At 73.6% G+C, this 22,253-nt stretch carries 19 protein-coding genes and 1 pseudogene; 7 read left to right on the top strand and 13 right to left on the bottom strand.

Annotated features, from left to right (window positions below; genetic code table 11):
- Positions 1–399 (bottom strand): Pepco domain-containing protein, encoded by a 399-nt coding sequence (locus OG309_RS02735; protein WP_329418046.1) that lies wholly within the window; start codon positions 397–399, stop codon positions 1–3.
- Between the two features lie 100 nt (positions 400–499).
- Positions 500–955 carry a MarR family winged helix-turn-helix transcriptional regulator gene (locus OG309_RS02730; protein ID WP_329428094.1) on the bottom strand — a complete coding sequence of 152 codons (456 nt, stop codon included), beginning with the start codon at positions 953–955 and terminating at the stop codon, positions 500–502.
- Positions 956–1,105: 150 nt separating this feature from the next.
- On the opposite strand from OG309_RS02730, the gene OG309_RS02725 reads away from it, so the two are divergent.
- Positions 1,106–2,560, top strand: coding sequence for an MFS transporter (locus OG309_RS02725; RefSeq protein WP_329418043.1), 1,455 nt, complete (start codon positions 1,106–1,108; stop codon positions 2,558–2,560).
- A 35-nt stretch (positions 2,561–2,595) separates the two neighbouring features.
- Entirely contained in the window at positions 2,596–3,402 is an 807-nt protein-coding gene (locus OG309_RS02720; RefSeq protein ID WP_329418041.1) for an SDR family NAD(P)-dependent oxidoreductase, read from the top strand.
- Positions 3,403–3,420: 18 nt separating this feature from the next.
- Here the strand turns inward: OG309_RS02720 and OG309_RS02715 are convergent, their stop codons facing one another.
- Positions 3,421–4,254 carry a LysR family substrate-binding domain-containing protein gene (locus OG309_RS02715; protein ID WP_329418039.1) on the bottom strand — a complete coding sequence of 278 codons (834 nt, stop codon included), beginning with the start codon at positions 4,252–4,254 and terminating at the stop codon, positions 3,421–3,423.
- Positions 4,255–4,312: 58 nt separating this feature from the next.
- On the opposite strand from OG309_RS02715, the gene OG309_RS02710 reads away from it, so the two are divergent.
- Entirely contained in the window at positions 4,313–4,720 is a 408-nt protein-coding gene (locus tag OG309_RS02710; RefSeq protein ID WP_329418038.1) for a DUF5997 family protein, read from the top strand.
- 162 nt (positions 4,721–4,882) lie between these two features.
- Here OG309_RS02710 and OG309_RS02705 read toward each other — a convergent pair whose 3' ends face one another.
- The 5 genes from OG309_RS02705 to OG309_RS02685 form a co-directional block, all read right to left on the bottom strand.
- Entirely contained in the window at positions 4,883–5,959 is a 1,077-nt protein-coding gene (locus OG309_RS02705; protein ID WP_329418036.1) for a ferritin-like domain-containing protein, read from the bottom strand.
- A gap of 106 nt (positions 5,960–6,065) precedes the next feature.
- A complete protein-coding gene (locus tag OG309_RS02700; protein ID WP_329418034.1) occupies positions 6,066–6,851 on the bottom strand; it encodes a methyltransferase domain-containing protein in 786 nt (261 codons plus the stop codon).
- A gap of 83 nt (positions 6,852–6,934) precedes the next feature.
- On the bottom strand, positions 6,935–9,655 hold the full coding sequence (mgtA, locus tag OG309_RS02695) for a magnesium-translocating P-type ATPase (RefSeq protein WP_329418032.1): 2,721 nt from the start codon (positions 9,653–9,655) through the stop codon (positions 6,935–6,937).
- Positions 9,656–10,205: 550 nt separating this feature from the next.
- Positions 10,206–12,047: an acyl-CoA dehydrogenase family protein gene (locus OG309_RS02690; RefSeq protein WP_329418030.1), complete on the bottom strand. Its 1,842-nt coding sequence runs from the start codon at positions 12,045–12,047 to the stop codon at positions 10,206–10,208.
- 61 nt (positions 12,048–12,108) lie between these two features.
- On the bottom strand, positions 12,109–13,056 hold the full coding sequence (locus OG309_RS02685; RefSeq protein ID WP_329418029.1) for a LysR family transcriptional regulator: 948 nt from the start codon (positions 13,054–13,056) through the stop codon (positions 12,109–12,111).
- A 72-nt stretch (positions 13,057–13,128) separates the two neighbouring features.
- Here OG309_RS02685 and OG309_RS02680 point away from each other — a divergent pair, with 72 nt between their 5' ends.
- Both OG309_RS02680 and OG309_RS02675 read left to right on the top strand, forming a co-directional pair.
- Positions 13,129–14,082: a dihydrodipicolinate synthase family protein gene (locus OG309_RS02680; RefSeq protein ID WP_329418027.1), complete on the top strand. Its 954-nt coding sequence runs from the start codon at positions 13,129–13,131 to the stop codon at positions 14,080–14,082.
- Between the two features lie 70 nt (positions 14,083–14,152).
- Positions 14,153–14,805: pseudogene (locus OG309_RS02675) on the top strand (maleylpyruvate isomerase N-terminal domain-containing protein).
- A 37-nt stretch (positions 14,806–14,842) separates the two neighbouring features.
- On the opposite strand, the gene OG309_RS02670 reads toward OG309_RS02675, so the two are convergent.
- Positions 14,843–15,208, bottom strand: a complete 366-nt coding sequence (locus OG309_RS02670; RefSeq protein WP_329418024.1) for a YrdB family protein — start codon at positions 15,206–15,208, stop codon at positions 14,843–14,845.
- A 194-nt stretch (positions 15,209–15,402) separates the two neighbouring features.
- Between OG309_RS02670 and OG309_RS02665 the strand changes: the two genes are divergently transcribed.
- Positions 15,403–17,214: a S8 family serine peptidase gene (locus tag OG309_RS02665; protein ID WP_329418021.1), complete on the top strand. Its 1,812-nt coding sequence runs from the start codon at positions 15,403–15,405 to the stop codon at positions 17,212–17,214.
- 95 nt (positions 17,215–17,309) lie between these two features.
- On the opposite strand, the gene OG309_RS02660 is transcribed toward OG309_RS02665, so the two are convergent.
- The 3 genes from OG309_RS02660 to OG309_RS02650 all read right to left on the bottom strand — a co-directional run bounded on the left by OG309_RS02660 (position 17,310) and on the right by OG309_RS02650 (position 21,260).
- Positions 17,310–18,548: a glycoside hydrolase family 64 protein gene (locus OG309_RS02660; protein WP_329418019.1), complete on the bottom strand. Its 1,239-nt coding sequence runs from the start codon at positions 18,546–18,548 to the stop codon at positions 17,310–17,312.
- A 151-nt stretch (positions 18,549–18,699) separates the two neighbouring features.
- The gene (locus OG309_RS02655; RefSeq protein WP_329418018.1) at positions 18,700–20,886 is read right to left on the bottom strand and encodes a protein kinase domain-containing protein; all 2,187 of its coding nucleotides are present in this window, start codon (positions 20,884–20,886) and stop codon (positions 18,700–18,702) included.
- A gap of 50 nt (positions 20,887–20,936) precedes the next feature.
- Complete coding sequence (locus OG309_RS02650; RefSeq protein WP_329418016.1) at positions 20,937–21,260, bottom strand: hypothetical protein; 324 nt, start codon at positions 21,258–21,260, stop codon at positions 20,937–20,939.
- Between the two features lie 166 nt (positions 21,261–21,426).
- On the opposite strand from OG309_RS02650, the gene OG309_RS02645 reads away from it, so the two are divergent.
- On the top strand, positions 21,427–22,047 hold the full coding sequence (locus OG309_RS02645) for a hypothetical protein (protein ID WP_329418014.1): 621 nt from the start codon (positions 21,427–21,429) through the stop codon (positions 22,045–22,047).
- Here the strand turns inward: OG309_RS02645 and OG309_RS02640 are convergent.
- Positions 21,999–22,253, bottom strand: a complete 255-nt coding sequence (locus tag OG309_RS02640; RefSeq protein WP_329418012.1) for a DUF6296 family protein — start codon at positions 22,251–22,253, stop codon at positions 21,999–22,001. The two genes, OG309_RS02645 and OG309_RS02640, sit on opposite strands and share 49 nt — an antisense overlap.

Genomic DNA, 22,253 nt, shown 5'->3' with positions numbered 1-22,253 from the left:
TCAGCCGCCGAAGGTGAGCGTGATCGCGCCCTTGGCGGCGACCTGCGCGGAGGTGCCCACGAACGCGATCCCGCCGCTCGCGGTGACCTCGAAGGAGACCTGCGCCTGACGCAGGGGCATGCCGTTCTCGGGGACGTCGAGGGTGCCCAGGACGTCCTGGAGGCTGTTCACCGCGCGCTGGAGGTTGTCCCGGAGCACGGACACCGGGATGTCCCGGACGCCCGTGCGCCCCCCGTCCCCGTCGCGCTCCTCGTGGCCGCCGCGTCGGCCGAAGATGCCCTTGTCGCCGGCGCCCGCGGGCTCGGGCGCGGTGTCCCGGTCGTCGATCGAGACGAGGAAGGGGAGGGTGTCCAGGGCGGCGTCCGTGGCATCGGCGCTGGACTGGGCTTTCTCGAACATCGTTCCCCCGGTGGCGGTATGTGCGGAGGCGACATCCTAGGGGCGGCTCCACCACGCTGTACGGGAGTTGGGCGCATCGGCCAGGAGTGGCCGAAACCCGTCAGGGCCGGGGCCAGGGCCGCCCGTCGAGGCGTTCGATGTCGCGGTTGAAGCGCTGGAGGGCTGCGGCGAAGTCGGCGACCTCCTGCGGGGTCCAGTGCTCCAGGACCCGGGCCAGGCCCTGGAGGTTGAAGGTGCGGTCGGCGTCGAGGCGGCGCTCGCCCTCCTCCGTGATGCGGAACTTGCGGGCGATGCCGCCGTCCGGGTCGGGGATGCGTTCGACGACGCCGGCCCGGAGCATCGCCGCCGTCTGCCGGTTGAGCGTGGAGGCGTCCAGGCCGAACGCCTCGGTCAGCTGGCTGATCGACATGGGGCCGACCATGCGGATCCGGCTGAGCAGCACGTACGCGCTGCGGTCCAGCTGGACGCCGGCCGCCCGCGAGCGGGGGGCGTACAGGTGGGAGTGGCGTCCGAGGAGCATGGTCTCGAACTCGATCAGGTGCGTGGGCTTGTCCATGGGGTCCTTCGGCTCCGTCGGGTCCATCGCGTTCATGAGGGCAGCATATGCAGCTTGCATCGGTTGTGCATCATGCACATCGTGTGTACTTTGCACACCTGAGGGGTGGGGTGTCCGCCCACCCCGCCGCGTGCCGATCGAGGAGAGCCCATGCCCACCCCCACCCCAGCCGCCCGCTCCGGAGGCACCGGCGGCATCGTCGGTGTGCTCGCGCTGGCCGGCATCGTCGCCGCGCTCATGCAGACGCTCGTCGTCCCCCTCATCGGCGACCTTCCCGAGCTGCTCCACACCAGTGCGTCCAACGCCTCCTGGGTGATCACCGCGACCCTGCTCGCCTCGGCCGTCGCCACCCCCGTCGCCGGACGCCTCGGTGACATGTACGGCAAGCGGCGCCTGCTCCTCGCCTCCACCGTCCCGCTCGTCGCGGGCTCGGTCGTCTGCACGCTGGCCGGCTCGGTCGCCCCGATGGTCGTCGGCCGCGGACTCCAGGGCCTGGGCATGGGCGTCGTGCCGCTCGGCATCAGCCTGCTGCGCGACATCCTGCCGATCGAGAAGCTGGGCTCCTCGATCGCCCTGATGAGCGCCTCCATGGGCGTCGGCGGCGCCCTCGGCCTGCCGTTCTCCGCTGCCGTCGCCGAGCACGCCAGCTGGCGGGTGCTGTTCTGGGTCGCCGCCGGGCTCAGCCTGCTGGTCGGCGTCCTCGTCTGGCTGGTCGCCCCGGCCGGCCGGATCGCCCCCGTCGCTGGCCGCTTCGACGTCCTCGGCGCCCTCGGGCTCGGCGGAGGACTCGTCGCCCTGCTCCTCGCCGTGTCGAAGGGCTCCGTCTGGGGCTGGGGGAGCGCCACCACGCTCGGTCTGTTCGCCGCCGCGGCCGTCGTGCTGTGCGCCTGGGTGTGGTGGGAGCTGCGGACCCGCGAGCCGCTCGTCGACCTGCGCGTCACCGCCCGGCCGCAGGTCCTCATGACCAACGCCGCCTCGGTCCTGGTCGGCTTCTCCATGTACGCGCAGTCGCTCGTGATCCCGCAGCTCCTGCAGTTGCCCGAGGCGACCGGTTACGGTCTCGGCCAGTCGATGATGGCCATGGGATTGTGGATGGCCCCGGCGGGCCTGATGATGATGGCGCTGTCGCCCCTCGGTGCCAAGCTGTCGGCCGCCCGCGGCCCCAAGGTCACCCTCGCCGTCGGCAGCCTCGTCATCGCCGTCGGCTACCTCTCCTCACTGCTCCTCATGGGCAGCACCTGGGGCCTGCTCGTCGTCACCCTCGTCTGCAACACGGGCGTCGGCCTCGCCTACGGCGCGATGCCCGCCCTCATCATGGGAGCCGTGCCCCAGGCCGAGACGGCGTCCGCCAACAGCTTCAACACCCTCATGCGCTCCATCGGCAGCTCCGTGTCGGCCGCCGTCATCGGCGTCGTCCTCGCCCAGCTCACCATCGACCTCGGCGGCCACGCCCTGCCCTCCGAGACCGGCTTCCGCGTGGCCCTGCTGATCGGTGGAGGCGTCGCCCTCGCCGCCGCGGCCGTCGCCGCCCTCATCCCCGTACGCCCGCTCACCGCGCCCGCCACGGAGCCGCAGCCCGCCCCGGCGGCCGGGACCGCGGCCTGACCGGCCCGGCCACCACGAACGGAGAGAACACCCCCATGACCCTGCCCACGGCCCCGCCCGCCCAGGACTTCACCGGCCGCACCGTCGTCGTCACCGGCGCCGGCGCCGGCTCCGGCATCGGCCGCGCCACCGCCCTCGCCTTCGCCGAACGCGGCGCCCGGGTCCTCGTCGCCGACCTGAACGCCGAGTCCGCCGCCGAGGTCACCGCCCGGATCCAGGAGACCGGCCGGACCGCCGTCGCGGTCGTCGGCGACCTGAGCGACCAGACGGTCGTCGACCGCCTGGTCGCGACCGCCCTCGCGGCCGACGGCCCCGACGGCACCAGCGGCACGATCGACGTGCTCGTCAACAACGCCGGGATCATGGACAGCATGTCCGCGGTCGCCGACGTGACCGACGCCGAGTGGGAGCGGCTGCTGCGGATCAACCTCACGGCGCCGTTCCTGCTGACCAGGGCCGTCCTGCCGCACATGCTCGACGCGGGCCGCGGCGCCGTCGTCTTCACCGCCTCCGAGGCGGCGCTGCGCGGTTCCGCCGCCGGCGCCGCCTACACCGCCGCCAAGCACGGCATCGTCGGCCTCACCAAGTCGCTCGCCGTGACCTACCGCCATCGGGGGATCCGCAGCAACGCCGTCGCCCCCGGCGGGACGATCACCAACATCCGCCTCGACATCGACCCGGAGGCCGCCGGACCGCAGGCCCTCGGCGCCTACATGGGCAACGTCGGGCAGCCCGCCGAGGCCGAGACCCAGGCGGCGGCGATCGTCTTCCTCGCCTCCGACGCGGCCCGCAACATCAACGGCGCGGTACTTCCCGTGGACGGCGGCTGGTCCGCCGTCTGACACCGGCGCCCGCGGCGGTCAGGACCGCCGGCGCGGCTTCCCGGAGCGCCCGCTCTTGGGAGCCGCGCCCCCGGCCGCCTTGCGCCGGCCGCCCGCGCCCTGAGGCTTCTGCCCCTGCTTCTGGCCGCCCTGCCGCTGCCCCTGCTTCTGCCCCTGCTTGGGCTTCGCCGCGGTGGCGGCCTTCTGGGCCTTCTCGTCGGGCCGCCGGCCGCGCGAGCTGTTCACGGTCCGGCCGCGCACGATCCCGATGAAGTCCTCCACCAGGTCGGTGGTGGCCTCCTCCGGCCACGACAGCGCGACCTGCGACTGCGGGGTGCCGTTCAGCGTCCGGTACGTGAGGTCCTTGCGGTGGTGGAGCCGCGCCAGCGACTGCGGCACGGCCAGCAGCCCGATCCCCGCGGCCACCAGCTCGATCGCGTCCGCCGTGGTCGCCGGCCGCTCGAACGCCGGACGGCCGGGCGGCCGCTCCCAGTCGAGCGTGTCGTCCTGCGGGTGCAGCAGGATCTCGTCGGCGAGGTCCTCGACGCCCAGCTCGTCCGCCGCGGCCAGCGCGTGGTCCTTGGGGACCACGACGACCGTCGTCTCGATGTAGAGGGGGATCGCGCTCAGGTCCGTACGGTCGACGGGCAGCCGCACGAAACCCGCGTCGGCCTTCCGCTCGCGCAGCAGCCCGGCCACCTCGGCCGCCTCCACCTGCAGGAGCTCCAGCGGCACGTCGGGCAGGCGCTCCTTCCAGATCCCCACCCACTTCGACGGCGTCACGCCCGGCACGTACGCCAGCCGGAAGGACGGGGCCGCGGGGGCGGTGGGAGCGGGGCGAGCGGGGGTGTGGGATACGTCCGAGCCTGTCACCTGGCCAGATTACCGGCCGTGGTCGGCGGCGGCGCACCCGACCGATATTCTTGTCACCATGACGCAGCACCAGACCGCCCAGACGATGAAGCCCGCCACCGCGGCGAAGAAGCTGGGTGTGTACCTCGACGCCACCCCCGCCGACTTCCGCGAGGGCGTCGTATCCCGCGCCGAGCTCAGCGCCCTCCAGACCGACCCGCCGGAGTGGCTCATCGAGCTGCGCCGCACCGGTCCGCACCCGCGCCCCGTCGTGGCCGCCAAGCTGGGCATCTCCATCTCCGGCCTCGCCCGCGGCGGTGTCACGGACGCCCTGACCACCGAGCAGATCGAGGCCCTCAAGGACGAGAACCCGGAGTGGCTCCAGAAGGAGCGCGCCACCCAGTCCGAGGTCCGCAAGGAGACCGTCCGCATCAAGGAGATGCGCGCCGAGAAGGCCGAGAAGGCCGCCAAGTCGCAGCAGGACTGACGCCTCTCCCGCGCTCCCGTCGGCCGAACCTCGGGTGCGGTCGCTCCGCCCCCGGTGGTGCAATCGCGCGATGCGGGACGACGACGCCGCGACGCGTACCTCGACGGCTGGGCCGCCCTTCGCGCGGGTCTCCGGGCAGGGGCGCAGGTCACGGGGCCGGGGCTACGGCTCCGGCGTCTCCACGTAACGGAACTCGGGACCGTAGGTCCGGCCGCTGCCGTCGGGCAACGGGTGGTCCATGAGCCACTGGGCCGGTTCCTTGAGGCCGAACATCGCGGCGACCGCCTTGCCGAGGAGCTGGCGGGCGGTGGTGCTGTCCTCGGCCTTCCAGGCCTTCTCCAGGAGGCTCAGGAGGCGGCTGTACGCGAGGTTGCCGGCGGTGAGGCGCTGCTGGGCGTCGCTGTCGGGGACGATGGCGCCCGAGGCCGCCCAGCCGCCGGGCGGGACGGTCGCCATGTGACGGGTGGCGGGCAGGGGGACCGGGTCGCCGGTGAAGTCCCAGCGGGGCGGGTTCTCGGAGACCCTGACCAGCTTGCGGCCGCGGTAGATCTCCCGGAAGACGTAGTAGTGGGCGAGTTCCCCGGCGGCTTCGGGATGCGGGTTCTCCGGTGACGCGGTCGTGCCCTCGCCCTGCTCCTTGATCACACCGATGGCCTTCTCGGCGGCGTTCAACGAGCCGATCGCCACGATGTCGTTGCCCGCTCCGTGGGCGGCCATCTGGCGGACGAGCTGCCGCTGCCCCGTGATCAGGTCCGCGTGCAGGCGGAACGCGTCGAGGATCGCCGTGTAGAACGCGCCGATGGACGTGTCCGGCGAGGTGTCCCTCGCCAGCGGTTCGTCGGGCTCCTCGATCCGGGAGAAGAGCTCGGCGCTCTCCCTCGACAGGCCGCTGAGCGACACGACGAGCCTGGGCCGCACACCGCCGGGCAGCGGCCCGGGGTACTCCGGGACCGTACTCGGGTGCGCCAGTTGGGGGGTGCCGCCGATGGTGGTGAGCAGGTTCCCGGCGAGGCCCAGGTGGGACATCTCGTCGAAGACGACCCGCTCCAGCATGCCGGCCACCTCGTCGCTCTCGTCCTGGATCGACCACATGGCGCACAAGTACGGCGGCAGCGTGGCGAGTTCGAGCAGTACGGCCTGCTGGAGCGATTCCTGGAGCCAGTCCGGCCCCCGGCTCGCGGCGGGCTCCCGCATCAACTCGACGATCCGGTTGCTTCGGTAACCCGGAAGCGTGGTCATGAGCCTCTTCCCCTCTGCGCGTGCGCACGCCCGAGAGCGCCGGAGTTGGTGCGAGCGATCCGAGAGGTACTTCCCACGGTACGCCGACGCCCCGGGGGAGGCTCGCTCAGCGGCCCTTCCGGCCGATCAGGTGCAGCAACCTCGCGGTGTGCTTGTACGGGGCGAGCCCGGCCGTCTCGATCTCCAGGCGTTCCAGCCGGGCGTAGTAGTCGGGGTCGTACTTGAGGGAGTCGTCGGGGATGTAGTCGCAGAACACCCGGATCCCGTAGTGGTGCACCTGCGCGCAGCCGAGCGCGCGGAGCACGCCGCCCACCTCCTCCGCGGTGTGCAGCCGGAGGTCGGCGTCGAACAGCTCGGTGTGCACGCCGGTGGCGTCCAGCGCGGCGAGCACGGCTCCGGGGTCCATGGTCCGCACCGCGGTCCGCAACGGCTCGGAGTACCGGTTCATGGCGATCACCGACACCAGCCCGCCCTCCCGGGCCGCGCCCAGCGCCGTGCCGAGCACTCCCTCGGTGTCCGCGGTGTACGGCAACACGCCGTGGCAGAGCACCACGTCGAAGCCGCCGTCCGCCAAGTCCCCCGGCAGCGCCTCCACATCGGCCTCGACGCACGTGATCCGGTCCGCCACGCCCGCCTCGGCGGCACGCCGTGTCGCCGTCGCGAGCATGGCCGGCGCGTAGTCGACGACGGTCACCCGGTGGCCGCGCGCGGCGAGGCGGACCGCGTCGCCGCCGTCACCGCCGCCGAGGTCGAGGATCCGTAGGGGGCGGTCCCCGTCGAGGTGGCGGGCGAGGTCGGCCTCGGCGACGGCGTACCGCAGCCGGCCCCAGGGGGCCTCCTGCCACTCCTGCCAAGCGGGGACCGCCGTGTCGAACGTCTCGTGATCAGCCATTCGCCGACCCTATCCGGGCCCGCGCCCGGGGCCCGCGCCCGGGGCTCCGGACGCGAGCCCCGTACGCGGGCCCGGGGTCGGCGCTACAGCCAGGTGCCGAAGCGCCGGATGTACAGCGTCTTCACCAGCTGGGTGAGGGCGCAGTAGGCGAGCAGGACGCCGATCAGCCACGGGAAGTACGCGGCCGGCAGGGCGACGAAGCCGAGGGCGTCCGCGAGGGGCGAGAACGGCAGGTAGAGGCCGGTCAGCACCGCGAGGACCGTCATCACCATGACCGGCCAGGAGGCGCGGGACTGGACGAACGGGATCTTGCGGGTGCGGATCATGTGGACGACCAGGGTCTGGGACAGCAGTCCCTCGATGAACCAGCCGGACTGGAAGAGCGCCTGCTCGGCCGGGGTGTTGGCCGCGAACACGTGCCACATGACGAGGAACATGGCGATGTCGAAGATGGAGCTGATCGGACCGATGGTGAGCATGAACCGGCCGATGCCCTTGGCGTCCCAGTTCCTGGGCTTGCGCAGGTACTCCTCGTCCATGCGGTCCCACGGCGTGGCGAGCTGCGCGATGTCGTACACCAGGTTCTGCACGAGCAGCATGACGGCGAGCATCGGCTGGAACGGGATGAACGCGCTGGCGACGAGCACCGAGAAGACGTTGCCGAAGTTCGACGACGCGGTCATCTTGATGTACTTGATGGTGTTGCCGAAGGTCGTGCGGCCCTGGATCACGCCCTGTTCGAGGACGGTGAGGTCCTTCTCCAGGAGGATGATGTCGGCGGACTCCTTGGCGATGTCGACGGCGGTGTCGACCGAGATGCCGACGTCGGCGTCGCGCAGCGCGGCGGCGTCGTTGATGCCGTCGCCGAGGAAGCCGACCGTGTGCCCGTCCGCCTGCAGCGCGCGCACGATCCGGGCCTTCTGTACGGGGTTGACCTTGGCGAACACGGTGGTGCGGGAGCTCAGTTCGCGCAGCCGGGCGTCGTCGAGGGCGTCCAGCTCCGCGCCCGTGACGACATGGCCCACGTCCAGGCCGACGTCCGCGCAGACCCGCGCGGCCACCAGCTCGTTGTCACCGGTGATCACCTTCACCGCGACGCCCTTGTCGGCGAGCCCCCGCAGCGCGTCGGCCGCGTCGGCCTTCGGCGGGTCGAGGAAGGCGAGGAAGCCCACCAGGGTGAGGTCCGACTCGTCGGCCACGGTGTAGCTGTCGCGCGGCGACGGCAGCGTACGGGTGGCCACGGCGAGGACGCGCAGGCCCTGCCGGTTGTTCTCCTCCGCCACGTGGGTGACGTGCGCCCGCAGTTGCGCGGTCAGGTCGACGGTCTCGCCGCGGTCCCGCATCCGGGTGCACAGGGCGAGGACCTCCTCGACGGCCCCCTTGGTGACCAGGACGTGCTCGGGCTCTCCGGCCGCCCCGAGGAGGCCGTTGCGGTTGAGGACGACGGACATGCGGCGGCGCGCGAAGTCGAAGGGGATCTCGTCGACCATCGAGAACCGTGCGTCGACGACAACCTCCTCGGCCTCGTCGACGCGGTCGACGACCGCCTGGTCCATCAGGTTGTTCAGGCCCGTCTGGAAGTGCGCGTTGAGGTAGCCGTACTCCAGGACCTCGCGGTCCTCGTGCCCGTGGACGTCGAGGTAGCGGTCGAGGACGATCCGGTCCTCGGTCAGCGTGCCGGTCTTGTCCGTGCACAGCACGTCCATCGCGCCCAGGTTCTGGATCGCGTTGAGCCGCTTGACGACGACCTTCCGCTTCGACATGGCGACCGCGCCGCGCGCCAGGTTGGCGGAGACGACCATCGGCAGCATCTCGGGCGTCAGACCGACGGCCACCGCGATCGCGAACAGGAAGGCCTCGTCCCAGTCGCCTTTCGTCAGACCGTTGATCGCGAAGACGACCGGCACCATCACCAGCATGAACCGGATCAGCAGGAAGCTGACCCTGCGCACCCCGGTGTCGAAGTTGGTCTGCGGCCGCTCCCCGACGAGGGAGCCGGCCATCGAGCCGAAGTACGTGGCGGAGCCGGTTGCGACGACGACCCCGGTGGCCGTTCCGGAGGTCACCGACGTGCCCATCAGGCAGAGGTTGCCGGCCTCGACGGGGTCGCCCGTCGTTCGCTGCCCGTCGTCCACGCCCCGGATGTCGTCCTTGGCGACCGGCAACGACTCGCCCGAGAGGGCGGCCTGCGAGACCATCAGGTCCTTGGCGGCGATCAGCCGCAGATCGGCCGGGACCAGGTCACCGGCGGCCAGCTTCACGAGATCCCCGGGGACGACCTGGTCCATGCCGACCTCGACGGGCGCCGCCCTGTCGGCACGGCCGGACCTCCGCAGCACGGCGGTGGTCGTCGTCACGAGCCGCTTCAGCGCGTCGGCGGCACGGCCGGAGCGGTACTCCTGCCAGAACCGCAGCGCCCCGCTGATCAGCACCATCGCCGACAGGATGACGACGCCGGGGTCCGCCGGGTCCTGCCAGAACATGACCGCCGCCAGGATGACCAGCACGGCGATGAAGGGGTTCGCGTACGCCTTCGCGAGCTGGACGTACCAGCGCGGCGCGCGCTCCTGGGCCACGGTGTTCGGACCGTGGCGCTCCAGGCGGGCGGCGGCCTCGGCGTGGGTGAGGCCGTTGCGGGTGGCGGAGAGGTCCCGCAGGACGAGGTCGCCCGGGCGGGCGCCGACCTCGACGAGCCGCTCGCCGACGCGGCGGGTCCGGGCCTCCAGCTCGGCGGCCTTGCGCTCGCGGCGGGTGCGGACGCCCCGGCCCGGCGGAGCCAGCTTCTCAGGGGTGAGCATGGTCATGGCGAATCCTCCCTCCGCGTCTCCGGGCACGTCGAAGCGGCGCCGGAGGCACGGAGCGGTCGTGGACGCACGGGCGGCACGAGGCCCCCGGGCGACGGAAGGGTGGGGTGGGTACGCACGCGGACGTCTGACGGGCACAGGCACGTGCGCGCGTCGGCACACGCCTCGGCATGTGTCGACGCACGCGTCAGAGGGGCACGTCAGAGGAGTTCACGTACGGGACGGCGCGGCAGCGGGTGGGCGCCGGAGTGATGCCGGAACGGGCCGGAAAGCGGACGTCCGGGCGGCGTCGAGACGTCGCCGGGGTCAGCCGACCGGCAGGGTGCGGCAAGGACTTCCTTCGGGACTCATCCCGAACACCTCCTCGCCTCGCACCGACAGAACCGTCGCCCACCGCACAGGACGTGCGGTGCGGGAGTCCGAAGGCTCGACCTCGCGGCGACACCTCGACCGTACCCCATGCCCCACCGTGATGATCAGGACGAAAGTCCCGTCCGGTGCGGGCCCTAGGTCAGGAGTGGGCGTTCGGCGGGCGTCTTCGGGTGGACACTCAGTGCTCCGTGAGCATGGGGAGCGAGGAGAGGTACTCCTCCGGCACCAGGAACGCCTCCGTCAACTCCGTCAGGTACGGGGCGAGTCGAGCGGTCAGCCGGCGCACCACGCCAGGGAGCGCGGCGACCTGTCCGGCGGTGAGGGCGCCCTCGGCGAGCAGCAGCCCGGCGCGCGGCTCGATCCGTTCCAGCAGGAACAGCGCGCACAGCTCGCGGAGCACCGCGCGGGTGGCCGCGTGCGGCACGCCCGCACACGCGGCGGTGAACGCGTCCGCCGCCCGTCCCAGGGCGTGCGCCTCGACCATCCGCACGGCGGACGAGGACGCGGCGTTCCACCGCCCGAGCGGGTCGCCGCCCGGTGCGGAACGCAGCTCGTCCCGCGCGCCCGCGTGCCACCGGCGCTCGTCGGCGGAGAGCAGGCGGCGCAGGAAGGCCGGATCGGTCAGCGGTTCGCGCCCCGTCGCGCGCGGGGCGGCCGGGGCGAGCTCCTGCCCGAACAGCATCTCGGAACCGGCCTTGCACCAGACCGCCAGGTTGTCGCCCTCCGCGGTGATCGCCCCGTCGATGTTCGCCGGGTACTCGGCGAGACCGTTGACCGGGAACATCGCGCGGGCACCGCAACGCTCCCGGGCCTCCACGGCGATCCCGCGCGCCTGCCAGGTGATCCAGCCCTTGGCCACGGCCACCAGACGCTCGGCCTCGGTCCGCTCCGCCTCCTCGTGCGCCAGCCATCGCTCCAGGACGGCACGGTGCAGGAAGGTCATGGCGTACGCGGTGGCCACGCCCCGCAGCAGGGGGCCCTGGTGGGTCCGGTGCGCGGCCAGGGGGACCCGTTCGCCGAGGACCGGGCCGGAGATCGTACGGGCGTGGGCGTAGCGCACGGCCACGGCCAGCGCCGCCCGCGCGCCGCCCAGGGTCGCCGCGCTCATGCACAGCTTGCCGACCGTGACCCGCCCGATCGCGTGCAGGATCCGCCGCCGGGGGCTGCGGACCGCGCCGCTCACCCGGCCCTCGGGGTCCATCCGGCCGTGGGCGCCCTGGAGGAGCGCCGTGCGCGGGAGCCGTACCCGGTCGAAGGAGGTGACGCAATGGTCCACGGGGCTGCCGACGCGCTCGGGCAGTGCGCTGACGCGGACGCCGGGCAGGAGGCCGCGTTCGTCGCGGAGCGGCACGAGGAACAGGAAGACCCCGTGGTCCTGGGCGTCGACCAGGAGCCGGGCCGCGACGACGGCGGTCTTCGGGCCGCCCGCCGGCCCGGTGTTCGGCATGAACTTCGCCGCGCCCTCGTGCGGGGTGTGCAGCACGAACTCCGTGCGCTCGCGGTCGTATCGGGCGACGGTCTCCAGCCCGGCGACGTCGTTGCCGTGCGCCCGTTCCGTGCAGAGGAAGGTGCCGACGCGGTCGAGCGAGAGGAAGGGGCGCAGATCGCGCGGCGGCGAGACCGTGTCGTCGAGGAGGCTGCCCAGGAAGAGGTTGTAGTGGATCCCCGCGACGGTGGACGTCGCGCCGTCGACGACGGCCGTCCACTCGTGCAGCGCGGCGAGCCCGCGCGGGTCGGCGGCCAGCCGCTCGGGTGCGGAGAGTTCGGCGTTCACCGCACGTAAGCGCTGGTAGGAGAGCCGACGGCGGTCTTCGGGGGAGGCGTCCGTGCGCGGCGTGAAGAGGTCCGTGGAGATCAGCTTCCGCCAGTGCCCGTGCGTGGCGTCCCAGGATTCCCAGGTGTCGGTGGCCTCGTCCCCGCCGCCTTCGCGGAACAGCGGTCTCGAGAGTGCGCGGACGTCGGGAGAGCCGAGCGGTCCGGTGAGCGCGGGGTCGGCGAGGGCATCGTTGATGATCGACATGATCGGTCCAACGACACCGTGCGCTCAGGGAAACCACCTGGCGTACAACGGCGCATGACGTTTATCGGAATTGCGCCGGGGCGGGTGTCGCCGGTGACCCGTCCAGCACGGCCGGTACGGAGTCGCGCAGGGCGCGGGTGAGCGCGGCGACCGCCGGGTGTGGCCCCGCGCCGCCGCGGAAGGCGATGCGGGTGCGCCGGCGCACCGGCAACGGGGTGAGACGCACCCCCGGCGGGGGCGCGAGGGCGCCCAGCTGCGGGACCACGGCCACGCCCTGACCGGCGGCCACGAAGGCCAGCACGGTGGCGAACTCGTCCACCTGGTGCCGCACCCGGGGCGCGAACCCGGCCGCCCGGCAGACCCGTTCGGTCACCGCGCGGCAGAGCGTGTCGGGGGCCGAGACGATCCACGGGGCGTCGTGCCAGGGCGCGAGCACGGCGAGGCCGGCGTCGGGTCCCTCGGCCGGTCCGTGCGAAGGCGCGTGGGTGGCGAGGAACATGGCCTCCTCGCACAACGGCTCCTCCGCGAGCCCCGGTTCGAGCGCCGCCGGCACCAGGTCGTAACCGTGCACCAGGGCCACGTCGAGGTCGCCCGCCCGCAGGGCGTGCGCCACGGCGGCCGGGTCCACCTCCGAGACCATCGGTTCGAGCGCCGGGTGCCGGGCGGCGAGCAGGACGAGCGCGCCCGGCACGATCGTGCGGGTCGCGGTCGGGAAGGCGCCGATGCGCAGCGGCCCCGCCGGACCGCTGCGCGCCTCGGCGAGCTCCGCGGAGGCCAGTTCGAGGCGTTCGAGCACCGCCTCGGCGTGGCGGACCAGCTTCTCCCCGGCGGGCGTCAGGCGCACGCGCCGCCCGGTCCGTTCGAGCAGCGGCACTCCGGCCTCCCGCTCCAGGGTCGCGAGCTGCTGGGACACGGCCGACGGGGTGAAGGACAGGGCCTCGGCGACGGCGGCGATGGTCCCGCGCAGGGCCAGTTCGCGCAGCAGGCGCAGACGTCGTACATCGAGCATCAGCTCAGCTTACGGTTCGGATCGGAAAAGCGAACTGGACCTGAGGGGTCCGGCGCGCCCACCCTCGGAGGCATGGCACACGCACAGGACTTCACCCCGCACGGCATCCACGTCCCCCTCGTCACCCCCTTCGCGCGCGACGGCCGCCCCGACCTCGACGCCCTGGCGGGCCTGGCCCGCTCCGTCCTCGACGACGGCGCCGCCGGCCTCGTCGCCCTCGGAACGACCGGGGAGGCGGCCGCCCTCGACGCCGACGAGCGCCGGGCCGTCGTCGACACCTGCGCCGGGGTCTGCCGCGAGCGCGGGGCCCAGCTCGTCGTCGGCGCGGGCGGCGGCGGGACGGACGCCGTCGGCCGGGAGCTCGCCGCGCTCCGGCGGTGGCCGGAGGCGCGCGCGGCGCTGGTCACCGTGCCCGCCTTCGTCCGGCCCTCCCCGGAGGGGGTGTTGGCCCACTTCGCCCGGCTCGCCGCCGACAGTCCGGTGCCGCTGGTCGCCTACCACATCCCGTACCGCACCGGCCGGCCGCTCGACGCCGCCGCCCTGCGCGCGGTGGGGAGCGTTCCGGGTGTCGTCGGGGTCAAGTACGCCACCGGTTCCGTCGACGACGCGGCCGTCGCGCTGCTCGGCGACCCGCGGCCGGACTTCGCCGTCCTGGCGGGCGACGACGCCTTCGCCTCGCCGATGCTCGCGCTCGGCGCGAGTGGCGGCATCCTCGCCTCGGCCCATCTGGCCACCGGACGCTTCGTGGAGCTCGCCGAGGCGTGGCGCGCGGGCGACACCGCGCGGGCCCGCGCGCTCGGCCATCGCCTGGCGCGGCTGTCCTCGCTCCTGTTCGCCGAGCCGAACCCCACCGTGATCAAGGGAGTCCTGCACGCGCAGGGCCGCATCCCGACGCCGGACGTGCGCCTGCCGCTGCTTCCCGCGGGCGAGGCGTCCGTGGCGGCGGCGCTGCGGGAGCTGGTGGAGCCGGCGGGACCCGGTGCCGATCGGCCCCTCGCCGAGGCGGGGGCCGCGGGCGGCCGGTAGCGGCGGGGCGCGGGGCCCGGCCGGACCGCGCCTGCTAGTCCGCCCCCGCGCCCACCCGTACGGTGCCGACGTGGACCTCTTCTCGCGTTCCTGGTCGGCGTTGCGCGCGGCGGTCGCCGACACCCCGGACGAGGACTTCGCGCGCCCCTCCGGCTGTGCCGGCCGGCTCGTGCGGGACCTGGTGTGTCACCTGGTCATCGACGCCCAGGACGTCCTGATCACCCTGGTCACGCCCGCCACGACCGCGCCGACCGCGGACGCGGTCACCTCCTGGGAACCGGTCGAACCGCGGACCGGCGACGACCCGCTCGACGCGCTGATCCCGCGGTTGGCCGCCGCGTACGGAGATCCCGGGCTGCTCAGGTTCCACCTCGACGACGTGGGTTCCGCGGCGGGCCGCGCCGCGCAACTCGCCGACCCGCCGCCCTCGTGGGCACCCGCGGCCAGGTGCTGACGGCCGGCGACTACCTGTCCGCGTACGTCCTCGAGTGGACGGTGCACCACCTCGACCTGATCGCCCACCTCCCGGCGGCGGCCCGCCCGCCCGCGGAGACGCCGGCGGCGGCACGGGGCGCCCTGGAGCGGATCGCCGTGGCCCCGTTCCCCGCGTCCTTCACGGACGAGGCGGCGCTGCTGGTCGGCACCGGCCGACGCGCCCCGACCTCCGAGGAGACGGCCGCCCTCGGCCCGCTCGCGGCGCGGCTGCCGTTCGTCCTCGGCTGAGGGGCCCGCCCACGGCCGCCCCGTACCGGCGGATTCCTCACGCGCCGCTGCCTCGGCCCCTCCTCCCCAGCGTGGCCAGGGCGGTGTTGACGGTCGCCACGACGCCGAAGGCGAGTGCCAGGCCCGGCCCGGCCAGGGCGTACAGCGCGCCCGTCGCGGAGCCGAAGACCAGGGCCTTCACACCGAGGACACCCGCGAGGGGGAGACGGATCCGGGCCTTCGGGGCGGCGAAGAGGCCCCACACGGTGGCCGCGGCGGCGGGGGCGGCCGCGGCGAGGAGGAGGCGGGGGACGGTGGACTCCGGGGTCTGCCAGCCCCAGCAGGCCAGCAGGGCCAGAGCCGCGAGCTCCAGGAGGAACGCCAGGGTCTCGTTCAGGACGTGCAGGGGTGCGGGCAGCTTCATGAAGGTCCATTCTGCGCCAACTGCGGCCGAATGTTGTCAGATTGCTGTCACATCAGATCAACAACGTGTAACGAAAAGGGGCTTGTCAGGCAGAATCCTTCCCTCCGGTACCTGTGGCCTGGGATCTTGCGTCCACCCCACACATCACAGGACCCGGCCGGCGCCACCAGCGTCCCGGGCCATCGGAGGACGCATTGTTTTCCCACATATCCAGCCGGCTGAGACTCACGATCGCGGCCGCTGCCGTCGTCAGCGCCGCCGTCGCCCTCGCCGCCCCCGCCCAGGCCGCACCGACCGGACCCGTGGCCCCCGCCGCGGCGACGGGCACCCGCGCGGTGACCGCCCCGCAGGCCACCACCGGCACCTGGGCCGCCGGCACCCGCGCCTACCTGGTCATCACGGCGCCCGGCGCCACCGCCTCCGCGCAGACGGCCGTGACCGCCAACGGCGGCACCGTCTTCGCCGCCTATGACGCCATCGGCGTCATCGTGGCCCACTCCACCAGCGCCTCCTTCGCCGCCACCATGCGCGGCGTCTCCGGTGTGCAGCAGGTCGGCGCGACGCGTACCTCCGACGTCCCCGCCGACGCCTACTCCCCGGCGCTGCCCGCGAACCCGACGCAGTCCACGACGACGCTGACCGAGTCCAACCGCTGGGACATGACCCAGATCAAGGCCGACCAGGCCTGGGCCGTCAGCACCGGATCCGCCTCGGTGAAGGTCGGCGTCCTGGACACCGGCGTCGACGACCAGCACCAGGACATCGCGCCCAACTTCAACGCCGCCGACTCCGCCTCCTGCGCCTACGGCAAGGCGGACACCCGCGCCGGTGCCTGGCGCGACGTCGGCACCCACGGCACCCACGTCGCCGGCACGATCGCCGCCGCCAAGAACGGCAAGGGCGTCATCGGCGTCGCGCCGGGCGTGAAGATCTCCTCGGTCCGCATCGCGGAGCCCACCAGCAGCCTGTTCTTCGCGGAGAACACCATCTGCGGCTTCGTCTGGGCCGGTGACCACGGCTTCAAGGTCACCAACAACAGCTACTACACGGACCCGTGGCAGTTCAACTGCCCCGACAACGTGGACCAGGCCGCCATCATCGAGGGCGTCCGCCGCGCCCAGGCGTACGCCGAGGGCAAGGGTTCGCTCCAGGTCGCCGCCGCCGGCAACTCCAACTACGACCTGGCGAACAAGACGACCGACTCGGAGAGCCCGAACGACTCCACCCCGGTCACCCGCACCATCACCAACGCCTGCATCGACATCCCGACCGAGCTCCCGGGCGTCGTGACCGTCGCCGCGCAGGCCAGCGGCGGCGCCAAGGCCTCGTACTCCAACTTCGGCAACGGCGTCATCGACGTCGCCGCGCCGGGCGGCGACGGTGCCACCCAGGTGTACTCGACGCTGCCGGGCGGCAAGTACGGCAACATGAGCGGCACCTCGATGGCCTCTCCGCACGTCACCGGCGTCGCCGCGCTCATCGCGAGCGCCCACCCGACCTACACCCCGGCGGACATCCGCGCCGCGCTCGCCACCCAGGCGAACGACAAGGCCTGCCCCTCGGACACCCGCTGCCAGGGCACCACGGCCAAGAACGGCTTCTTCGGCGAAGGCGCGGTCGACGCCCTGAAGGCCGTCGGCGGCACCACCACGCCCCCCACCGGCCCGTACTTCGAGAACCTGAACGACGTCACCATCGTCGACAACGCCACCGTGGAGAGCCCGATCACGGTCTCCGGCGTCACCGGCAACGCCCCGGCGACCCTCAAGGTCGGCGTGGACATCAAGCACACCTACCGCGGTGACCTCGTGCTCACCCTCGTCGCTCCCGACGGCACGGTGTACCCGCTGGAGGACTTCTCCAACAGCGACAGCGCCGACGACGTCCTCAAGACGTACACCGTCAACGCCTCCTCCGAGGTGGCCAACGGCACCTGGAAGCTCCGCGTCCAGGACATCGCCAGCCAGGACACCGGCCGCGTCGACGCCTGGAACCTCACCTTCTAGGCAGCGCGCCCCCGGCTCCACCCGGACGCACCCGCGCCCCGCCCCCGCCGTGAACTGCACGGCGGAGGCGGGGCGTTCGGCATCCGCGTCCGGACTCAGTCGAGCGGGTCGAGCGTGAGGAACGCCTGCCGCGGATCGGCGTCGTGGACGAGCGACTCCTGCGCGCCGACGTCGTCGAAGGCGAACCCGTACGCCTTGCCGTCCGCCATCTGGGCATGGACCTTCCGGGAGTAGTGGTTGGTCACCGCGTCCTGGTAGAAGCCCGCCGCCGAGGTGTCCGGCTGGTGCGGGTTGGTGAGCAGGGTCGAGCGGTTGTAACCCGCGCACAGGGTGCGGGAGATGGGGCCGCGCACCTGGTCGTTCGGGGCGTCCAGCAGCTTGTAGCAGCCGAACACGCTGTCGGAGTCGGGCTTGCGGAAGGACGTCACGACGGCGCCCGAGGCGTCGGTGAAGTTCATGGTGTCACCGGACACCCGCCCGTAGTAGACGACGGACGGGCGGTCCGCGAAGGGCGTGACCGTCAGCGTCGAGCCGGCGTACCGGGCCCAGACGCGGTCGATGTAGCCGGCCATGACATCCCGTGGCAGTGCACCGGCCTCGATGCCGTGGCCCGGCGCGAGCGCGCGCAGGAGGGTCCCGTCGGACCGCGTCCGGATCAGCCCCGCCCAGCCGCCGGGCTGCGCGCGGAGCGCGTCGAAGAAGCCGCGGTAACCGCCCGGCCTGAGGTGCCCCGTGGTGGCCACGCCGCCGTCGGGCCGCTTGACGCCGACGGCGTACGGGGCGGAGAACATGTCCACCTGGGTGCTGTTGATCCACAGCCCGGCGTCGTTGAGCGTGTACTCGGACCAGTTGAAGAGGATGTCCCGGTTGGGGTCGCTCGGGTTCTGGACGGCCGGCTGCACGAGCCCGCCCGTGGCCACCTGGAAGACCAGCTTCCGACCGTAGCTGAAGTACACGCGTCCCGAGAACTTGGGCATCCGGATCGTCAGGGACTGGCCGGCGGCCGGGCCCGGTATGGAGGCGTCGGGCGCGGGTGAGGGGACCGGGCCGCCGGCCGGCCACGGGTGGAAGGTCCCGCCCGCGTCGGCCCAGCCCTGCCGGCCGGTGGAGAGCTCGGTGCCGAGGTTGTAGAGGTAGACCGGCTCCGTGCGGCGGGAGTCGTTCTTGACGGTGAGCGGGATGGTCGCGGGGACGGCGGCCTGCGCCGGGGCGGGAGCCACCACGGCGTTGACGGTGGGGGAGGGGACGAGGAGGGCCGCGACCGCGGCCACGGGCGTGAGGGCGAGCAGGGTACGGGGGATCCGCCGTCGGCGTCGGTGGGTGGGGGAGGGCACGGGGGGGCTCCTTGGGGATCGTGGGGGGAGTGGGGGGAATCCGTTCTGAGAGCGCTCTCAGAATGTGAGCGTGCCGTCGCCCTGTCAAGCCTTCGGGATGACCGAGGAGTCCCCAACTGCCGTCCGTGCGTGCGGCAGTCGGGGTGGGTCGTCAGCGCCAGGCGGGGTGGCCCTCCGACGTGCTGCCGGTCGTCAGCCTGCGCTGGCCCGTGCCGTCCGCGCGCACGGCCCAGACGACCGGCGTCTCGTACGGGCCACGGACGAAGGCCAGCCAGCGCCCGTCCGCCGACCACGCCGGATCCATCTCGTGGGCGTCGGTCGCCACCAGCGGGCGGTCCCCCGACCCGTCCGTGCCGACCAGCCGGATGTCCCCCTTGGTGCTGCCCTTGTACGTCCCCGCCGTGTACGCGAACGTCCGCCCGTCCGGCGACCACACCGCGTCCAGCGCCGGGTGCGGCAGACGCGTCACCTGGCGCGGCGCGCTGTCGGGCGCGGACGGGTCCACCACGTGGATCTGCCAGTCGCCCGGCGAGGCCTCCAGGGAGACGGCGATCCGGGTCCCGTCCGGCGACCAGGCCGGATCCTCCACCCGCCGCGTACCGGTGGTGAGTTGCCGGGCCGAGCCGTCCGAGACGTCCACCGCGAACAGCTGCTGCACCCCGTCCTTGTCGCGGAGGACGGCGAGGCGAGCGCCGTCCGGGGACCAGGAGACGCGCCCGCCGGCGATCTCGGCGACGAGCCGCTCGCCGGAGCCGTCCGCGTTCGCCGTCCACACCGCCGACCCCTCGGGCGTCACCCGCGTGAACGCGAACGACCGCCGGTCCGGAGCCCACTGCGGCAGGACGTCGCAGGTGCCGCCGGGCAGCAGTGTGCGCGGGCGGTCCGTCGTGGACGCGCGAACGGCGATCACACCGTGGCAGGCCCGGGGCCAGCCGGGCGCGGTGTCCATCCGAACGAGCAGGGGAGCCGTCGGGAACGCGGCGGGGGACCGGCTCGACGACGACGCGTCCGCCTTCGGCTTGTCCCCGGTGCCGGGCGCGCCCTCCCACGGGCGCCAGACCAACAGGCCCGCGGTGGCGGCGACTGCGCACACCAGGAGGGCGGCACCGACGGCCGTACGCCGGGTCGGGCGCTGGGGACCGGGCCGCTCGGCGGAGGGGGTGTGAGGGAGCGTCGGGAGGGGGGCCGGTTCCGGTAGGGGCTCGGGAAGCGGCAGCGGCAGCGGCGGCGTCGGGAGGCTCGTCACGGCCTGCTCGACGCTGATCTCGCCGCCCTCGGGCCGTGCGGCGACGGTGGCGGGGTGCTCCGGCGGTGCTGCGGCGGGCACCGGCACGTCCTGCGAGGTCTCCGGCGGGGTCACGGGCGGGGTGACCGGCAAAGAGTCCCACTCGGGCTCCGGCTCGGGCCGTGGCTCCGGATCCGGCTCGGGCCGTGGCGCGGGGTCCCGCTCCGGTCCTCGCCCGGCGTCCGGGTCCTTCCCGGGGCCGAGCAGTCGGGTCGCCTCGTCCGGCAACCAGCCGCCGTCCGCGCGGTGCCGGACGGTGAGGCCCTGGAGGAAGGCGGTCGGGGTGGGGCGGTGCAGCGGGTCCTTGGACAGGCAGGCCGCGAGGGCGTCCCGCAGCGACGCGGGGACGGCGCTCAGGTCGGGCTCCTCGTGCACCACCCGGTACAGCCACCCGGCCGACGGGCCCTCGCCGTACGGCGAGCAGCCGGCCGCCTGGGCGAGCACCACCCCGAGCGCGAACATGTCCACGGCCGGGGTGATGCCGCCGCCCGTGAGCTGCTCGGGCGCGAGGTAACCGGGCGTGCCGACCTGGAAGCCCGTCTGGGTCAGGGCGGCCGTGCCGTCCAGTGCCCTGGCGATGCCGAAGTCGATGACGCGGGGGCCGTCCTCGGCGACGATGATGTTGGCCGGCTTGAGGTCGCGGTGGACCACTCCGGCCCGGTGGATCGCCTCCAGGGCCTCCGCGAGGCCCGCGGCCAACACGGTGAGGCTGTCCTCGGGCAGCGCCCCCACCCGGTCCAGGACCGCGCGCAGGGTCGGCCCGGGGACGTAGGCGGTCACCAGCCAGGCGGGATCCGCGTGGGGGTCGGCGTCGACGACGGGAGCGGTGTGGAATCCGCCGACCTGCCGCGCCGCCTGCACCTCGCGGGCGAACCGGCGCAGGAACTCGGGGTCGGTGCTCAGCTCGGGCCGTACGACCTTGACCGCGACCGCCCGCCCTGACCGGGAACGGCCGAGGTAGACGACGCCCATGCCGCCCTGTCCGAGCCGCCCGACCAGTCGGTATCTTCCCCCGCCGACCGACTCCGGGTCGTTCGACTCCAGCGGCTTCATGGTGCCCCCTCGCGCGATGTACCGGGACAGGATCGCGCCCGGTGGGGCGATCAGTCCAGGGAGTGCTCCTCCCAGGTCTCGTCGTCGGGGTCGAACTCGGTGTGCGCGGACTCCCAGGTCGCCGAGGCGAGCTCGACACCCGGGACGGCGCCGAGGAGGGCGACCGGGTCGATGAAGTGGGCGAGGGAGCCGGACGGGTCCACGTCGATGGCCTCGACGGCCTGGGCGCGCTCGTCCTCCTCCAGGTACTCGTCGTCCTGGACCTGGGTGAGGGCGGCGGCCTTGAGCGCGTCCTCGTCGGTGATCTCGGCGACGAGCTCGATGGTGACGCGCACGTAGCGCGGAGCGGACTCGGTGGGGTCGGTGCTGGTCATCCGGGCAGCTTAGGCGACGCCCGCCGCCCGCGCGCCCCCCGGGAGCCCATCCCTCCGGGGGCGGGCGGCCGGGCACCGTACGATCATCCCGGATCCGGGCGGCCGGGCCGTGGTGACCGGGCGGATCGGGGAGGGACCGTGGAGGCGGGCGGACCGGTGGGGGGCCATGGCCCAGGGCTGCACGGAACCGGGCTTCGATGTCGAGACCGCGCCGTACGGGCGCCGAGCGCCGGTGCGGCGGCTGCCGACGCATCCGCGGCGGAGCCGCCTGCGCTCGCTCCGGGACGTCTTCCTCGTCCGGTTCCTCCTCGCGCTGCCGGAGGATCCGCTGGAGGCCCTGGGGGCGCTGCTCGAACCGGTACGGAAGGCGTTCCGGCTGCTGGCGCGGATCGTGGTGGGGCCCGGTGTGCGCGGCGGCTGGGACAGCGAGGCCGGCCGTCTGCTGATCGCCGTCCACGAGCCGTACTGGACACGGGACGCGCTGCGCGCGGAGGAGGCCGACTTCCGGCTGGTGCCCGACGCGGACGGTGGCCTCACGGTCCGCGCGCCCTGGCAGTCCGACGGGGAGGCAGTGCGGTTCGCCCACGCCGGAGTCCGCGCCACTCCGTACCCCCGGCGGCGTCGCCGGGGCGTGGACATCGCGTTCCCGGACGGTTCGTGGATGGCCGTCAGGACGATGACCCCGTACACCGCCACCCGGCTCAGGGAGCGCCTCACGGCGGCGGTACCCGGCGGGGCTCAGGCCTCATGGGCCTCGCCGGGAAGCGGCCGGGCCACGACGCTCTGAGGGGCTTCCTGGTGCCCGCCGGAGGCGAGGACGCGCACTTCGTCGCGGTCGCTGATCTCGGCGCGGATGATGCCGGTCGCGTCGGTGTAGACGGGATGCCCGCCGGGCCCCTTGGCGGCGGTCCGCTCGACGACGACGTGCTCCTCCGCGGGGCCTTCGCCGCCGGAGAACACCAGCTCGTACCTGTGTACGCTCACCCGCCCCAT

The sequence above is a fragment of the Streptomyces sp. NBC_01268 genome (assembly GCF_036240795.1).
GTDB lineage: Bacteria > Actinomycetota > Actinomycetes > Streptomycetales > Streptomycetaceae > Streptomyces.
The sequence above is the reverse complement of the archived record's forward strand: the minus strand, read 5'-3'. Positions and strand labels throughout refer to the sequence as shown.

Coding starts and splice junctions, on each gene's coding strand:
- OG309_RS02735 (WP_329418046.1), bottom strand. CDS start 399: ATGTTCGAGAAAGCCCAGTCCAGCGCCGATGCCACGGACGCCGCCCTG.
- OG309_RS02730 (WP_329428094.1), bottom strand. CDS start 955: ATGGACAAGCCCACGCACCTGATCGAGTTCGAGACCATGCTCCTCGGA.
- OG309_RS02725 (WP_329418043.1), top strand. CDS start 1,106: ATGCCCACCCCCACCCCAGCCGCCCGCTCCGGAGGCACCGGCGGCATC.
- OG309_RS02720 (WP_329418041.1), top strand. CDS start 2,596: ATGACCCTGCCCACGGCCCCGCCCGCCCAGGACTTCACCGGCCGCACC.
- OG309_RS02710 (WP_329418038.1), top strand. CDS start 4,313: ATGACGCAGCACCAGACCGCCCAGACGATGAAGCCCGCCACCGCGGCG.
- OG309_RS02705 (WP_329418036.1), bottom strand. CDS start 5,959: ATGACCACGCTTCCGGGTTACCGAAGCAACCGGATCGTCGAGTTGATG.
- OG309_RS02700 (WP_329418034.1), bottom strand. CDS start 6,851: ATGGCTGATCACGAGACGTTCGACACGGCGGTCCCCGCTTGGCAGGAG.
- mgtA (WP_329418032.1), bottom strand. CDS start 9,655: ATGACCATGCTCACCCCTGAGAAGCTGGCTCCGCCGGGCCGGGGCGTC.
- OG309_RS02690 (WP_329418030.1), bottom strand. CDS start 12,047: ATGTCGATCATCAACGATGCCCTCGCCGACCCCGCGCTCACCGGACCG.
- OG309_RS02685 (WP_329418029.1), bottom strand. CDS start 13,056: ATGCTCGATGTACGACGTCTGCGCCTGCTGCGCGAACTGGCCCTGCGC.
- OG309_RS02680 (WP_329418027.1), top strand. CDS start 13,129: ATGGCACACGCACAGGACTTCACCCCGCACGGCATCCACGTCCCCCTC.
- OG309_RS02670 (WP_329418024.1), bottom strand. CDS start 15,208: ATGAAGCTGCCCGCACCCCTGCACGTCCTGAACGAGACCCTGGCGTTC.
- OG309_RS02655 (WP_329418018.1), bottom strand. CDS start 20,886: ATGAAGCCGCTGGAGTCGAACGACCCGGAGTCGGTCGGCGGGGGAAGA.
- OG309_RS02650 (WP_329418016.1), bottom strand. CDS start 21,260: ATGACCAGCACCGACCCCACCGAGTCCGCTCCGCGCTACGTGCGCGTC.
- OG309_RS02645 (WP_329418014.1), top strand. CDS start 21,427: ATGGCCCAGGGCTGCACGGAACCGGGCTTCGATGTCGAGACCGCGCCG.
- OG309_RS02640 (WP_329418012.1), bottom strand. CDS start 22,253: ATGGGGCGGGTGAGCGTACACAGGTACGAGCTGGTGTTCTCCGGCGGC.